Origin of the sequence: Streptomyces sp. NPDC006743 (assembly GCF_040703815.1) — a bacterium.
Lineage (GTDB): Bacteria > Actinomycetota > Actinomycetes > Streptomycetales > Streptomycetaceae > Streptomyces.
This window is the reverse complement of the sequence record NZ_JBEYJA010000067.1, coordinates 16,948-31,808: the sequence shown is the minus strand read 5'-3', so window position 1 is coordinate 31,808 and position 14,861 is coordinate 16,948. Positions and strand designations below refer to the sequence as shown.

Genomic DNA, 14,861 nt, shown 5'->3' with positions numbered 1-14,861 from the left:
GGGGGGGCGCCCTTGCGCGGGGGTCCCCCCCCCCCCGCGGCGGCGCGCCCCCACGCCGAACCCGCCGGCCCTCCCGTGTCCTGCGCGGCGGCCGAGCCCCCCGCGCCCTGCCCGCCCACCGCCTCCGCCGCCGCTTCGACCGCCTCCGCGAGCGGCGGCCCCGCCTTCGAGGTCACCTACCTCCTGGAGGCCGACGACCTCGCCGTCGCCCGGCTGCGCCAGCGGCTCGACGCGCTCGGGGACTCCCTGGTCGTGGTGGGCGGCGACGGGCTGTGGAACGTCCACGTGCACGTGGACGACGCAGGGGCCGCGGTGGAGGCCGGTGTGGAGGCCGGCCGTCCGTACCGGATCCGGATCACGCACTTCGGCGCGGGCGACGCGCACACCGCCGCCACCGCCGAGCGGACGCGCGAGCCCGCCCCGCGCGCGGTGGTGGCCGTCGTCCCGGGCGAGGGGCTGGCCGCACTGTGCGCCGAGGCCGGGGCGACCCCGGTGCTCGCCCGCCCGGGCGAGCCGCCGGCCAGCGGCGAGCTGGTGGAGGCCCTGCGGCGGGCGCACGCGCGCGAGGTGGTCCTGCTGCCCAACGACGCCGAGCTGCGCGACACCGCCGCCGCGGCGGCCGAGCAGGCCCGCCGCGAGGGCATCCGGGTCGCCCTCGTCCCGACCCGCTCGGCGGTCCAGGGCATCGCCGCCCTCGCCGTGCACGAGCCCGGCCGCCGCTTCGACGAGGACGTCGTGGCCATGACCGCGGCCGCCGGGGCCACCCGCCACGCCGAGGTCGTCGTCGCCGAGCACCGCTCCTGGACCACCGCCGGCATCTGCCAGGCCGGGGACGTCCTCGGCCTCATCGACGGCGACGTGGCCGTCATCGGCCCGGACGTCACCGCCACCGCCCGGACCGTCCTGGACCGGATGCTCGCGGCCGGCGGCGAACTGGTCACCCTCGTCCTCGGCGACGAGGTCCCCGACACCGTCGCCGGCCACCTCGAAGCCCGCGTCCGCGACTCCTACCTGGCGGTCGACACGGTCGTCTACCGGGGCGGCAGACAGGGCGCCCTGCTGCTCATCGGCGTGGAATAGCGGTCCCGCGCCGCCCTGCTCCTCCCGCCCGCGCAGGCCGGGGAAGAGAGGCCGGGGCTCCCCGTCCACAGCCCGGGCACCCCGCGCGACCAGGGGATTCGCCGGACGGCTACGGCATTGTCGGTGCCGTGGTGTGCAATGGATCTCGTGCCCGCACTGCCAGAACCACTGCGCCAACCGCTCAAGTCGGTGCTCGGCCCCGCCACCGCGAAGGTGATGGCCGAGCACCTCGGCCTGCACACCGTCGGTGACCTCCTCCACCACTACCCCCGCAGATACGAGGAGCGCGGCCAGCTCACCCACCTCGCCGACCTCCCGATGGACGAGCACGTCACCGTGGTCGCCCAGGTCGCCGACGCCCGCCTGCACACCTTCGCCTCCTCCCGGGCGCCGCGCGGCAAGGGCCAGCGCCTGGAGGTGACGATCACCGACGGCAGCGGCCGGCTTCAGCTGGTCTTCTTCGGCAACGGCGTGCACAAACCCCACAAGGAACTGCTGCCGGGCACCCGCGCTCTGTTCGCCGGCAAGGTCTCCGTCTTCCACCGGCGCCTCCAGCTGGCCCACCCCGCCTACGAACTGCTCAAGGGCGACGCCGAGGAGACCGTCGAGTCCTGGGCCGGCGCCCTCATCCCGATCTACCCCGCGACCGCCAAACTGGAGTCCTGGAAGATCGGCAAGGCCGTCCAGACCGTCCTGCCCAGCGCCCAGGAGGCCGTCGACCCGCTGCCCGCCGCCCTGCGCGCCGGCCGCGGCCTGGTCCCCCTCCCCGAGGCCCTGCTCAAGATCCACCGCCCGCACACCAAGGCGGACATCGCCGACGCCCGCGCCCGCCTGAAGTGGGACGAGGCGTTCGTCCTCCAGGTCGCCCTGGCCCGCCGCAGGCACGCCGAGACGCAGCTGCCCGCCGTGCCCAGGAAGCCCGGCCCGCACGGCCTGCTCGCCGCCTTCGACGACCGTCTCCCGTTCACCCTCACCGAGGGCCAGCGCAAGGTCTCCCGGGAGATCTTCGACGACCTCGCCACCGACCACCCCATGCACCGGCTGCTCCAGGGCGAGGTGGGGTCGGGCAAGACCCTGGTGGCCCTGCGCGCCATGCTCGCCGTCGTGGACGCGGGCGGACAGGCCGCGATGCTCGCGCCCACCGAGGTGCTCGCCCAGCAGCACCACCGGTCGGTCACCGAGATGATGGGCGAGCTGGCCGAGGGAGGGATGCTGGGCGGCGCCGAGCACGCCACCAAGGTGGTGCTGCTCACCGGCTCCATGGGCGCCGCCGCCCGCCGGCGGGCCCTGCTCGACCTGGCCACCGGCGAGGCCGGCCTGGTGATCGGCACCCACGCGCTGATCGAGGACAAGGTGCAGTTCCACGACCTCGGACTCGTCGTCGTGGACGAACAGCACCGCTTCGGCGTCGAGCAGCGCGACGCCCTGCGCGGCAAGGGCAAACAGCCGCCGCACCTGCTGGTCATGACCGCCACCCCCATTCCGCGCACGGTCGCGATGACCGTCTTCGGCGACCTGGAGACCTCCGTCCTGGACCAGCTCCCGGCCGGCCGCTCGCCCATCGCCAGCCATGTCGTCCCGGCCGCCGACAAACCGCACTTCCTCGCGCGCGCCTGGGAGCGGGTGCGCGAAGAGGTCTCCCAGGGGCACCAGGCGTACGTCGTCTGCCCGCGCATCGGGGACGAGGAGGACGACCCCGGGAAGGCCGCCGGGAAGAAGCCCCCGGAGGAAGGCGCCGACAAGCGCCCCCCGCTCGCGGTCCTGGAGGTGGCCGAGCAGCTCGCGAAGGGACCCCTGCAGGGCCTGAAGGTCGAGGTGCTGCACGGCAGGATGCAGCCCGACGACAAGGACGCGGTCATGCGCCGCTTCGCCGCGGGCGACACCGACGTGCTGGTCGCCACCACCGTCATCGAGGTCGGCGTCAACGTCCCCAACGCCACCGTGATGGTGATCACCGACGCCGACCGCTTCGGCGTCTCCCAGCTGCACCAGCTGCGCGGCCGGGTCGGCCGCGGCTCGGCGCCCGGCCTGTGCCTGCTGGTCACCGAGATGCCCGAGGCGAGCGCCGCCCGCCAGCGGCTGAACGCGGTGGCGGCCACCCTCGACGGCTTCGAACTCTCCCGCATCGACCTCGAACAGCGCCGCGAGGGCGACGTCCTCGGCCAGGCCCAGTCCGGCGCCCGCACCAGCCTGCGGGTGCTCGCCGTCATCGAGGACGAGGAGATCATCGCCCAGGCCCGCGAGGAGGCCGCCGCCGTGGTGGCCGCCGACCCCGCCCTGGAGCACCTGCCCGGGCTGCGCACGGCGCTGGACGCCCTGCTCGACGAGGACAGGGAGCAGTACCTGGAAAAGGGCTGAACAGACCGGACACCAGGGGCCCAGGGGCGCGGCGCACCGCGCGACCGGCCACACTGAACGCAAAGCCGCTCACCATCAAGGACCTCAGATGACCCGCGTGATCGCCGGCAAAGCCGGCGGACGTCGCCTCGCCGTCCCGCAGGGAGGCCGCACCCGCCCCACCTCCGACCGCGCGCGCGAAGGCCTGTTCTCCACCTGGCAGTCCCTGCTCGGCGGCCCGCCGGCGGGCGAACGGGTCCTCGACCTGTACGCCGGATCGGGCGCCGTCGGTCTGGAGGCCCTGTCCCGCGGCGCGGGGCACGTCCTCCTCGTCGAGGCCGACGCCCGCGCCGCCCGCACCGTCCGGGAGAACGTCAAGGCCCTCGGCCTGCCCGGCGCGGAGGTGCGCGCCGGCCGCGCGGAGCAGGTCGTCCAGTCGCCGCCCCCGGCCGGCCCGTACGACATCGTCTTCCTCGACCCGCCGTACGCCGTCTCCGACGACGATCTTCGGGAGATTCTGCTCACACTCCGCTCTCAGGGCTGGCTCGCCGCAGGGGCCCTCGTCACCGTGGAGCGCAGCACCAGAGGCGGCGAGTTCGGGTGGCCGCCCGGCTTCGACGCGATCCGGGCCCGCCGCTACGGCGAGGGAACGTTTTGGTACGGTCGCGCCGCCTCTACGTGCGAAGACGCACGATGACCGGACCGGAGAGCGAGGGATCTCAAGTGCGCCGCGCCGTCTGTCCCGGGTCGTTCGACCCGATCACCAATGGACACCTCGACATCATTGCCCGCGCCTCCCGTCTGTACGACGAGGTCTACGTGGCCGTGATGATCAACCAGTCCAAGAAGGGCCTGTTCGAGATCGAGGAGCGCATCGACCTCATCCGCCAGGTCACCGCCGACTACGGCAACGTCCGTGTCGAGTCCTTCCACGGCCTCCTCGTCGACTTCTGCAAGCAGCGCGAGATCCCCGCCATCGTCAAGGGCCTGCGCGCGGTCAGCGACTTCGACTACGAGCTGCAGATGGCCCAGATGAACAACGGCCTCTCCGGCGTCGAGACGCTCTTCGTGCCGACCAACCCCACCTACAGCTTCCTGTCGTCCTCCCTGGTGAAGGAGGTCGCGGCCTGGGGCGGCGACATCGCCCACCTGGTGCCCGACGTCGTCCTGCGGGCGCTGACCGCCCGGCTGGAGAAGAAGTGACGTCCTGACGGCCCGTCACCCGGTGTCCGGCGGCTGCCTCATGGTCGTACAGTCGTCCCGTCCGTTACCCGCACATCGGTAGAGAGTGGCGAGCACACCGTGGACGTGCAGAAGAAGCTCGACGAGATCGTGACGAGGGTCTCCGGCGCCCGGTCCATGCCCATGTCGGCCTCGTGCGTGGTCAACCGCGCCGAACTGCTCGCGCTGCTCGACGAGGTGCGCCAGGCCCTGCCCGGTTCGCTGGCGCAGGCCGAGGAGCTGATCGGCGACCGCGAGCAGATGGTCGAGGAGGCCCGGCGCGAGGCCGAGCGGATCATCGAGACGGCGCACGCCGAGCGCGGCTCGCTGATCTCCGACACCGAGGTGGCCCGCCGCTCCCAGGCCGAGGCCGACCGGATCCTGTCCGAGGCCCGCCGGGAGGCCGAGGAGGTCCGCGCCGAGGCCGACGACTACGTCGACTCCAAGCTCGCCAACTTCGAGGTGGTCCTCACCAAGACCCTCGGCTCGGTCGGCCGCGGCCGGGAGAAGCTGCTGGGCACCGGACCCGGCCTGAACGAGGACGGCTACGAGGACGAGGACGCCCCCGAGCGCAGCCACGACCCGGAGACCCTGCGCCGCGACGCCGACGCCTACGTCGACGCCAAGCTGGGCGCCTTCGAGGCCGTGCTCGCCAAGACCCTGGAGGCCGTCGGCCGCGGCCGGCAGAAGCTGCACGGCCGCATCGCCACCGACGACCTCGGCGCCCTCGCCGACGACACCAGCACCGTGCAGCACTCCAGCGACGCCGACTACCTCGCCGGGCTCGCGGACCTCTCCGAGAGCCCCGCCGTCCCGGCCGCCGACCGGCCCGACCGCCCGCAGCAGCCGCAGCAGCCGGTGTACGAGCCCCAGCCGGCCTATGGCTACCAGCAGCCGCAGCCCGCCCCGGACGACCCCTACGGCGGCTACCAGCAGGGTTACGGCGGCCAGCAGGACCCGTACGGCTACCAGCAGGCCGACCCCTACGGCTACCAGGGGGGGTACGACCCGGGCCAGACCGGCGCCTACGACCCGCACCAGCCCCAGCAGGCGCACGAGACACAGCAGGCCCACGAGGTCCAGCAGGCGCACCAGGGCCACCAGGCGCAGCAGAGCCCGTCCCACCAGGGGTACGCCCTCGACGAGACCAGCCTCTTCGACACCGGCATGATCAGCGCCGAGCAGCTGCGGGCCTACGAACAGGGGCGCGGCCTGTAGCTCCGGGCCGCCGTGTTCCGGCCCCGGAGACCGGATTGGGCCGAGAGCGAAAGGTCAAGTATCCTGGCTCTTCGGTCGCGCGTAAGTGCGCGGTCAGCGCTGCCCGGGTGCACCTCCGAGGCGGCGTCCCTCCGAGTTCGGAAACCGAAAGCAGGAATGGCTCACAGCTCCCGCCTCGACCACCGCAACCCTCTCGTGTTCGACACACATGAGCTGGGGCGGCGGCCCGGCGCGCTGCAGCGCCTGACCCGCGAGGTCCCGGCCCCCCGGGACCTCGGTATCCACGGAGTGATCGGAGTGCCGGAAGGCGCCCCGGTGGAACTCGAACTCCGGCTCGAGTCGGTCATGGAAGGTGTGCTCGTCACAGGCACCGCCCGTGCACAGGCCGAGGGGGAGTGCGTAAGGTGTCTGGAGCCGGTCGGGCTTGCGCTCGAAGCGGACTTCCAGGAGATGTTCTCGTACCCTGACGCCGACGACCGGGGCCGCGTGATCGCGGAACCGGGCGACGACGCCGAGGACGACGAGGACAGGCTCCTTCTCGAGGACGGACTCTTCGACCTCGAACCTCTGCTGCGCGATGCGGTGGTGCTCGCACTGCCGATGCAGCCGGTGTGCCAGGAAGACTGCCCGGGCCTGTGCTCCCAGTGCGGAGTGCGGCTCGCGGACGACCCGGACCACCACCACGACGCCGTCGACATCCGTTGGGCGGCTTTGCAGGGACTCGCCGGCACCACGTCGGACGGCGAGAAGGACGAGATGAGCGGCGCCGAAGCGGGCGTCGACGAGAAGCAGGAGAAGTAGCCGTGGCTGTTCCGAAGCGGAAGATGTCGCGCAGCAACACGCGCCACCGCCGGTCGCAGTGGAAGGCTGCGGTCCCCACCCTGGTTGCGTGCGAGCGCTGCCACGAGCCCAAGCTGCAGCACATCGCGTGCCCGTCTTGCGGCACCTACAACAAGCGCCAGGTCCTCGAGGTCTGAGCGGCTGGTGAGAGGCACCGTGTCCACTGCCAAGAAGGCGGCTGACGCCGACGCCAGCAGTTCCCGCCGACGCGGGAGTGTTCCGTCGGACAACACGGCCTCGTCCCACACGCTTCTGGAAGGGCGGCTCGGCTACCAGCTCGAGTCCGCCCTTCTGGTGCGCGCGCTGACCCACCGTTCCTACGCGTACGAGAACGGCGGCCTGCCGACGAACGAGCGGCTGGAGTTCCTCGGTGACTCCGTCCTCGGCCTCGTCGTCACGGACACGCTGTACCGCACCCACCCCGACCTGCCCGAGGGCCAGCTGGCCAAGCTGCGGGCCGCGGTGGTCAACTCTCGTGCGCTGGCGGAAGTGGGCCGCGGACTCGACCTGGGTTCCTTCATCCGGCTCGGCCGGGGTGAAGAGGGCACGGGCGGCCGGGACAAGGCCTCCATCCTCGCCGACACCCTCGAAGCGGTGATCGGTGCGGTCTATCTCGACCAGGGCCTCGACGCGGCCTCCGAACTGGTGCACCGCCTGTTCGACCCGCTGATCGAGAAGTCCTCGAACCTCGGAGCCGGCCTGGACTGGAAGACCAGCCTCCAGGAACTCACCGCGACCGAAGGACTCGGAGTACCCGAGTACCTGGTCACGGAGACCGGCCCCGACCACGAGAAGACCTTCACTGCTGCCGCCCGCGTCGGAGGCGTCTCGTACGGCACCGGCACCGGCCGCAGCAAGAAGGAGGCGGAGCAGCAGGCCGCCGAGTCCGCCTGGCGGGCCATCAAGGCCGCCGCGGACGAGCGCGCCGAGGCGGCCGGGCAGGCCGCCGCGCAGGACGGCGACCCGTCGTCCGCCACCGCCTGACCGGTACAGCAGTACAGCGAGCGCCCGCACCGAGCCCACGGCTCGGGGCGGGCGCTCGGATTCGTCCAGCGGACCGTGGGGTCACGGTCCTGACGGGGGTCCCGATGCCCGAGTTGCCCGAGGTCGAGGTCGTCCGGCGCGGCCTGGAACGGTGGGTCTCCCACCGCACCGTCGCCGAGGTCGAGGTGCTGCACCCGCGCGCCGTACGCCGGCACGTCGCGGGCGCCGACGACTTCGCGCACCGCCTCAAGGGCCACCACGTCGCCGCCGCCGCCCGGCGCGGCAAGTACCTGTGGCTGCCGCTGGAGGAGACCAACCAGTCCGTCCTCGCCCACCTCGGCATGAGCGGCCAGCTGCTGGTCCAGCCGCACGAGGCGCCCGACGAGAAGCACCTGCGCATCCGCGTCCGGTTCGCCGATTCCCTCGGCACCGAGCTGCGTTTCGTGGACCAGCGCACCTTCGGCGGACTCTCCCTCCACGACAACACACCGGACGGCCTGCCCGACGTCATCGCGCACATCGCCCGTGACCCCCTCGATCCGCTGTTCGACGACGAAGCGTTCCACCAGGCACTGCGCCGCAAGCGCACCACGATCAAACGGGCCCTGCTCGACCAGTCGCTGATCAGCGGCGTCGGCAACATCTACGCCGACGAGGCGCTGTGGCGGGCGCGCCTGCACTACGAACGCCCCACCACCGGCTTCACCCGCCCGCGCACGGCCGGACTCCTCGGTCACATCAGGGACGTGATGAACGCGGCCCTCGCGGTCGGCGGCACCAGCTTCGACAGCCTGTACGTCAACGTCAACGGCGAATCCGGCTACTTCGAACGCTCCCTGGACGCCTACGGCCGCGAGGGCCTGCCCTGCCGCCGCTGCGCCACGCCGATGCGCCGCCGTCCCTGGATGAACCGGTCCAGCTACTACTGCCCGAGGTGCCAGCCTGCACCGCGCACGCGTGCCGCCGGGCCCGGGCCGTCCGGCCGGGGCTGAGGAGCGTCAGGCCCGGCGGGCGTCGTAGGTCTGGCGGGCGGTGAGGACCTCGTCCATCCGGCCCTCCACGCAGTGGATGAGGGCCAGCAGCCGCTCGGCGACCTCGCGGCCGAGGGAGGTCAGCTCGTAGTCCACGCGGGGCGGGTTCGTCGGCTGGGCCTCGCGGTGCACCAGACCGTCCCGTTCCAGCGCGTGCAGGGTCTGCGAGAGCATCTTCTCGCTCACCCCGTCGACGCGGCGGCGCAGTTCGTTGAAGCGCAGGGACCCCTGGTACAGGGCGCCCAGGGTGAGCGCGCCCCAGCGTCCCGTCACGTGCTCCAGCGTGCCGCGCGAGGGGCAGGCCTTGGCGAACACGTTGTACGGGAGATCCTGCTCCGCGACGGGCTCCGGCATGATGCTCATGCCTTGAGCGTACGCGAACACAGCGCGAACCGGCAGATTGCGCTAACTCCTCGCCAGTGCTCGCGGGGGAGGGCGGGAGGCGCCGGCCGGTGGCCGAAGTCCGCTGTCCACCACGGGCCGTCCGCGCCGAACCGCACGCCCACGCCCAGGGCGGAGAACCGGCAGTCGACGATGCTGGCGCGGTGGCCCGGGGGCACTCGTCGTCCGTCGCGAAGAGGCACTCCTGAGTCTTGGCGTCGGCGTCGGCGCAGGGCCGCGGGTCCGGACAGGACGCGATGCCCATGCGGTCGTCCGGGCGCGCGTCGAGTGGGCCCCCGGCCCCGCCGGTCCGGGCCGGGCCTCCCGCCGCGGCCCCGGGCGCGGTCCGCGGCGGCGCGGCCGGCGTCCGAGCGTCGGGGGCGTCCCATGGCGGGGCCTTCCTCGCCTTGCCGGCTTTCGGAGCCCCGTGGCCCCCCGCGGCCGAGGCGGGCGCTGCGCTGGGCCGGTCCGGTCAGCCGGCATCACTCGATCGAGTGAGTTTCCTGTGAGATGTCCCGGATCGGGACGCCGTTCATGGGGGCGGGGGCGGATGTGCTCCGCACGGCACCGCCCGGTTAGGTTGCAGTCATGAGCGAGGATGTTCGACTGGTCGCCTGGGTGCGCGGACACGTCCAGGGTGTGGGTTTCCGCTGGTTCACGCGGGCCACGGCGCTGGAGATCGGCGGCCTGAGCGGCTTTGCTCTCAATCTGGCCGACGGCCGCGTGCAGGTCGTCGCCGAGGGGTCCCGCACGGCCTGCCAGCGCCTTCTCGCCTGGCTGGAGGGCAGCGACACGCCCGGCAGGGTCGAGGGCGTCACCGAGATCTGGGACACACCGCGCGGCGGCTACGACGGCTTCGCCATCCGCTGAGCCCACCTCTCCGCCTGCCCGGCACGTGGTGGACCGCACCTGCCACCGGCATGGGCCGGAAGGGAAAACGGCAGGTGATTGCGGAGAGGCACTTGCCGCGACACGCTCCGCACGGCAGGATGATCGCCACGCCCCCCGGGGCCCGCAGGAGCCGCAGCGCCACCGATTTCCGGTCGCGCGCCCCCGGGACGCCCATCGGTACGGGGCGTGATCGTGTTGACCGTCAAACTTTTTGGTGAGACGCTGAAAGCCCGCGCACCTCAGCTGTTTGGCATGGAAGAACGGCACGAAAAACTGAACAGTGCCAAGCACCACGGGTGCGAATCCCTCACGACCCAAACCGCTTCGGTCGGTCACTCATTGTGGAGGACCATCCATCATGGCAAAGGCGCTTCTCGGTTACGTCGGCGGCTCCGACCCTCGACTCCTCGCCGAGATGCGACGGCTCCAGCAGCGTGTCCAGGACCTGGAATCCGAGCTGGTACGAATCCAGGCGGAGAACGACGCGCTGGCGGCTGCCGCTTCTCACGACAGGATCATGGAGCGCGTCGACGCACACCAGGCGGAGCCTGCGCTCACCTGATCACTGCATCGGCACCGCGACACAGTGGTTGGGCTGCCCGTATCAACCGCTCAGTTGCCAGAGTTGCAAGGGACGCTTCGGCGTCCCTTCTTTCTTGCCCCCGCTCTCCCCCTGAGCCCCCTCGGCCCTGTCCGGCTCGCCCGGTCCCCGGCCCGCGCCCGGTCTTCCTTGCCCCCTGCATCCTTTCAGCGTCTTCAACGTCTGGTGTGCCCTGCGTGTACAAGGGTGAAACCGCGCGGTTGCGAGGGTTCATGAAGTGCGGTAGCGGCGGCGGGTAAAGTCCGACGGCGTGCACCTCAAAGCCCTGACCCTGAGAGGGTTCAAGTCGTTCGCCTCGGCGACCACGCTCCGGTTCGAACCGGGGATCACGTGCGTCGTCGGCCCGAACGGCTCGGGCAAGTCCAACGTCGTGGACGCGCTCAGCTGGGTCATGGGCGAACAGGGCGCCAAGTCGCTGCGCGGCGGCAAGATGGAGGACGTCATCTTCGCCGGCACCACCGGCCGCCCGCCACTGGGCCGTGCCGAGGTGTCGCTGACCATCGACAACTCCGACGGGGCACTGCCCATCGAGTACGCCGAGGTCACCATCACGCGGATCATGTTCCGCAACGGCGGCAGCGAGTACCAGATCAACGGCGACACCTGCCGCCTCCTGGACATCCAGGAACTGCTCTCCGACTCCGGCATCGGCCGCGAGATGCACGTCATCGTCGGCCAGGGACAGCTCGACTCCGTCCTGCACGCCGACCCGATGGGCCGCCGCGCCTTCATCGAGGAGGCCGCCGGCGTCCTCAAGCACCGCAAGCGCAAGGAGAAGGCGCTCAGGAAACTGGACGCGATGCAGGCGAACCTCGCCCGCGTCCAGGACCTCACCGACGAACTGCGCCGCCAGCTCAAGCCGCTGGGCCGCCAGGCGGCCGTCGCCCGCCGGGCCGCCGTCATCCAGGCCGACCTGCGCGACGCCCGCCTGCGCCTGCTCGCCGACGACCTCGTACGCCTCCAGGAGGCCCTGCGCAACGAAGTCGCCGACGAGGCCGCGCTGAAGGAACGCAAGGAGAACGCCGAGCGTGAACTGCGCAAGGCGCTCCAGCGGGAGGCGCTCCTGGAGGACGAGGTGCGCCGGCTCGCCCCGCGCCTGACCCGCGCCCAGCAGACCTGGTACGAGCTGTCCCAGCTCGCCGAACGCGTCCGCGGCACCGTCTCGCTCGCCGACGCCCGGGTGAAGAGCGCCACCTCGGCCCCCGTCGAGGAACGGCGCGGGCGCGACCCGGAGGACCTGGAGCGCGAGGCCGCCCGCGTCCGCGAACAGGAGGCCGAGCTGGAGGCCGCCCTGGAGGCGGCGCAGCGGGCGCTCGAGGACACCGTCACCCACCGCGCCGAACTGGAACGCGAACTGGCCGCCGAGGAACGCCGCCTGAAGGACGCCGCCCGCGCCATCGCCGACCGCCGTGAGGGCCTGGCCCGGCTCAGCGGCCAGGTGAACGCGGCCCGTTCCCGCGCCGCCTCCGCCCAGGCCGAGATCGACCGCCTGGCCGCCGCCCGGGACGAGGCACAGGAACGTGCCGTACGCGCCCAGGAGGAGTACGAGGCGCTCCAGGCCGAGGTCGACGGCCTCGACGCCGAGGACCACGACCTCGCGGAACGGCACGACGCGGCGAAGGCCGCCCTGGCCGAAGCGGACGCCGCCCTCACCGCCGCCCGTGAGGCCGCCACCGCCACCGAACGCCGGCGCGCGGCGACCCAGGCCCGCCACGACGCCCTGGCCCTCGGGCTGCGCCGCAAGGACGGCACGGGCGCCCTGCTCGACGCCACCGACCGGCTCACCGGCCTGCTGGGCCCGGCGGCGGAGGTCCTGACGATCACCCCGGGCTACGAGACCCCCCTGGCGGCGGCACTCGGCGCCGCCGCCGACGCCCTGGCGGTCTCCACCCCGGCCGCGGCGGCGGACGCCATCCGCCTGCTGCGCAAGCAGGACGCGGGCCGCGCGGCCCTGCTGCTCGCCGGAGCCCCGGAGCCCCCGCGCCGGCCCGCTCCCGGAGACGACCCGCAGCCGCCCGGCGCGCCCGGCGCAGGGGCCACCCCCGACACGACCGGCCCGGCGGCGGTCTCCGGCGTTCCGGCCGTGACTGGTCCGGCGGCGGCGTCCGGCGTTCCCGCCGGGACCGGTTCGACCAACGCCTCGGGTGCTCCCGCCGGGACCGGTCCGGGCGAAGACGCTCCCCGCGGCCCCGTGGCGGCCGGCCCCCGTGCCGGCGGGGACGGGCCGCCCGCCGGGCACCGGTTCGCCGCCGATCTGGTGCGCGGGCCCGCCGACCTCATGCCCGCCGTACGCCGGCTGCTGCACGGCATCGTCGTGGTCGGCACCCTGGAGGACGCCGAGGACCTGGTCTACGCGCATCCCGCGCTCACCGCGGTCACCGCCGAGGGAGACCTGCTCGGGGCGCACTTCGCGCAGGGCGGTTCGGCCGGGGCGCCCAGCCTCCTCGAAGTGCAGGCGTCCGTCGACGAGGCAGCGGCCGAGCTGGCGGACCTCGCCCTGCGCTGCACCGAGTCGGCCGAAGCCCAGCAGCGGGCCGCCGGGCGGCGCGGGCAGTGCGCCGCGCTCGTCGAGGAACTGGGCGAGCGCCGGCGCGCGGCCGACCGGGAGAAGTCGGCGGTGGCACAGCAGCTCGGACGGCTCGCCGGCCAGGCGCGCGGTGCCGCCGGGGAGGCGGAGCGGTCCACGGCCGCCGCCGCCCGCGCCCAGGAGGCCCTGGACCGCGCCCGGCAGGAGGTGGAGGAACTCGCCGAACGGCTCGCCGTCGCGGAGGAGACACCGGTCGAGGAGGAGCCCGACACCTACGTACGGGACCGGCTGGCCGCCGACGGCGCCAACGCCCGGCAGACCGAGATGGAGGCCCGTCTCCAGGTCCGTACGCACGAGGAACGGGTCAGGGGCCTGGCCGGCCGGGCCGACTCCCTGGACCGGGCCGCCCGCGCCGAACGCGAGGCACGCGCGCGTGCCGAACAGCGGCACGCCCGGCTGCGCCACGAGGCGGCCGTCGCCGAGGCCGTCGGCGCCGGGGCGCGGCAACTGCTGGCGCACGTCGAGGTCTCCCTGGCCCGTGCGGAGCAGGAGCGGGCCGCCGCCGAGACGGCCAAGGCGCACCGGGAACACGAGTTGACCGCCGCCCGTGCCGAAGGGCGCGACCTGAAGGCCGAACTCGACAAGCTGACCGACTCCGTCCACCGCGGCGAGGTGCTCGGCGCGGAGAAGCGGCTGCGCATCGAGCAACTGGAGGCCCGGGCACTGGAGGAGCTGGGCGTCGAACCGGCGGGCCTGGTGGCGGAGTACGGGCCCCACCAGCCCGTACCGCCCTCGCTGCCGGCCGAGGGGGAGGAGCTGCCGGAGGATCCGGAGCACCCCCGCAACCGGCCCCGCCCCTTCGTCCGCGCCGAGCAGGAGAAGCGGCTGAAGGCCGCCGAGCGCGCCTACCAGCAGCTCGGCAAGGTCAACCCGCTGGCCCTGGAGGAGTTCGCGGCCCTGGAGGAGCGCCACAAGTTCCTCAGCGAGCAGCTGGAGGACCTGAAGAAGACCCGCGCCGACCTGCTGCAGGTGGTCAAGGAGGTCGACGAGCGCGTCGAGCAGGTCTTCACCGAGGCCTACCGGGACACCGCACGCGAGTTCGAAGGCGTCTTCGGCCGGCTCTTCCCGGGCGGCGAGGGCCGTCTCGTGCTGACCGACCCGGACAACATGCTGACCACGGGCGTCGACGTCGAGGCGCGCCCGCCGGGCAAGAAGGTCAAGCGGCTCTCCCTGCTCTCCGGCGGCGAGCGCTCGCTGACCGCCGTCGCGCTGCTCGTGTCGATCTTCAAGGCCCGTCCGAGCCCGTTCTACGTCATGGACGAGGTCGAGGCGGCCCTCGACGACACCAACCTCCAGCGGCTCATCCGCATCATGCAGGAGCTGCAGGAGGCCTCGCAGCTCATCGTGATCACGCACCAGAAGCGCACCATGGAGGTGGCCGACGCCCTGTACGGCGTCTCCATGCAGGGCGACGGTGTGTCGAAGGTCATCAGCCAGCGGCTCCGCTGAGCAGGCACGTCCGCGGCGATCGAGTCCGGGCCCGAGCGCGTTCACGCCGGCGCCGCGTGAACGCGGTCGCCGACCGGGCCCCGGCCCCGCGTTCCCGCGCCCGCGCGCGTCTCGCGCTCCTTCGCGTGTCCGCGCGGCTTCGGGGTAGTCGGAGCATGTCCCGCTACTTGATTTCAATACTTGAATGCAAGCCCGCCACGCGGGCGGGTCAAACTCACAGCAGAAGAAGTATTGACTTCGA

General features: G+C 73.0%; 11 protein-coding genes and 2 pseudogenes. 12 read left to right on the top strand and 1 reads right to left on the bottom strand.

Translation table 11 applies throughout. The features are described 5' to 3' along the window. From ABZ719_RS33620 to mutM, 9 genes and pseudogenes are all read left to right on the top strand, one after another. Positions 1 to 1,080, top strand: a pseudogene (locus ABZ719_RS33620) (dihydroxyacetone kinase); the annotation flags it as partial. A 138-nt stretch (positions 1,081 to 1,218) separates the two neighbouring features. Continuing rightward, positions 1,219 to 3,438, top strand: a complete 2,220-nt coding sequence (recG, locus tag ABZ719_RS33615; protein WP_366728952.1) for an ATP-dependent DNA helicase RecG — start codon at positions 1,219 to 1,221, stop codon at positions 3,436 to 3,438. An 85-nt stretch (positions 3,439 to 3,523) separates the two neighbouring features. Beyond that, a pseudogene (gene rsmD, locus ABZ719_RS33610) lies at positions 3,524 to 4,114 on the top strand (16S rRNA (guanine(966)-N(2))-methyltransferase RsmD); the annotation flags it as partial. A gap of 26 nt (positions 4,115 to 4,140) precedes the next feature. Beyond that, positions 4,141 to 4,620 carry a pantetheine-phosphate adenylyltransferase gene (gene coaD, locus ABZ719_RS33605; protein WP_037862143.1) on the top strand — a complete coding sequence of 160 codons (480 nt, stop codon included), beginning with the start codon at positions 4,141 to 4,143 and terminating at the stop codon, positions 4,618 to 4,620. Between the two features lie 99 nt (positions 4,621 to 4,719). After that, positions 4,720 to 5,856, top strand: coding sequence for an ATP synthase F0 subunit B (locus ABZ719_RS33600; protein WP_366728951.1), 1,137 nt, complete (start codon positions 4,720 to 4,722; stop codon positions 5,854 to 5,856). Between the two features lie 156 nt (positions 5,857 to 6,012). Next, the gene (locus ABZ719_RS33595) at positions 6,013 to 6,657 is read left to right on the top strand and encodes a YceD family protein (protein WP_037862147.1); all 645 of its coding nucleotides are present in this window, start codon (positions 6,013 to 6,015) and stop codon (positions 6,655 to 6,657) included. A gap of 2 nt (positions 6,658 to 6,659) precedes the next feature. Next, positions 6,660 to 6,833, top strand: a complete 174-nt coding sequence (rpmF, locus tag ABZ719_RS33590; RefSeq protein WP_007493396.1) for a 50S ribosomal protein L32 — start codon at positions 6,660 to 6,662, stop codon at positions 6,831 to 6,833. Between the two features lie 7 nt (positions 6,834 to 6,840). Further along, positions 6,841 to 7,680, top strand: coding sequence for a ribonuclease III (gene rnc, locus ABZ719_RS33585; RefSeq protein WP_366728950.1), 840 nt, complete (start codon positions 6,841 to 6,843; stop codon positions 7,678 to 7,680). Between the two features lie 104 nt (positions 7,681 to 7,784). Next, a complete protein-coding gene (mutM, locus tag ABZ719_RS33580; RefSeq protein ID WP_366728949.1) occupies positions 7,785 to 8,672 on the top strand; it encodes a bifunctional DNA-formamidopyrimidine glycosylase/DNA-(apurinic or apyrimidinic site) lyase in 888 nt (295 codons plus the stop codon). A 6-nt stretch (positions 8,673 to 8,678) separates the two neighbouring features. Here the strand turns inward: mutM and ABZ719_RS33575 are convergent, their stop codons facing one another. Next, positions 8,679 to 9,074 carry a helix-turn-helix domain-containing protein gene (locus tag ABZ719_RS33575; RefSeq protein ID WP_366728948.1) on the bottom strand — a complete coding sequence of 132 codons (396 nt, stop codon included), beginning with the start codon at positions 9,072 to 9,074 and terminating at the stop codon, positions 8,679 to 8,681. Positions 9,075 to 9,680: 606 nt separating this feature from the next. Here ABZ719_RS33575 and ABZ719_RS33570 point away from each other — a divergent pair. The 3 genes from ABZ719_RS33570 to ABZ719_RS33560 all read left to right on the top strand — a co-directional run bounded on the left by ABZ719_RS33570 (position 9,681) and on the right by ABZ719_RS33560 (position 14,620). Continuing rightward, entirely contained in the window at positions 9,681 to 9,962 is a 282-nt protein-coding gene (locus ABZ719_RS33570; RefSeq protein WP_366728947.1) for an acylphosphatase, read from the top strand. 379 nt (positions 9,963 to 10,341) lie between these two features. Next, the gene (locus tag ABZ719_RS33565) at positions 10,342 to 10,545 is read left to right on the top strand and encodes a hypothetical protein (protein ID WP_018567931.1); all 204 of its coding nucleotides are present in this window, start codon (positions 10,342 to 10,344) and stop codon (positions 10,543 to 10,545) included. Between the two features lie 289 nt (positions 10,546 to 10,834). Further along, complete coding sequence (locus tag ABZ719_RS33560) at positions 10,835 to 14,620, top strand: AAA family ATPase (protein ID WP_366728946.1); 3,786 nt, start codon at positions 10,835 to 10,837, stop codon at positions 14,618 to 14,620. Positions 14,621 to 14,861: the final 241 nt, after the last annotated feature.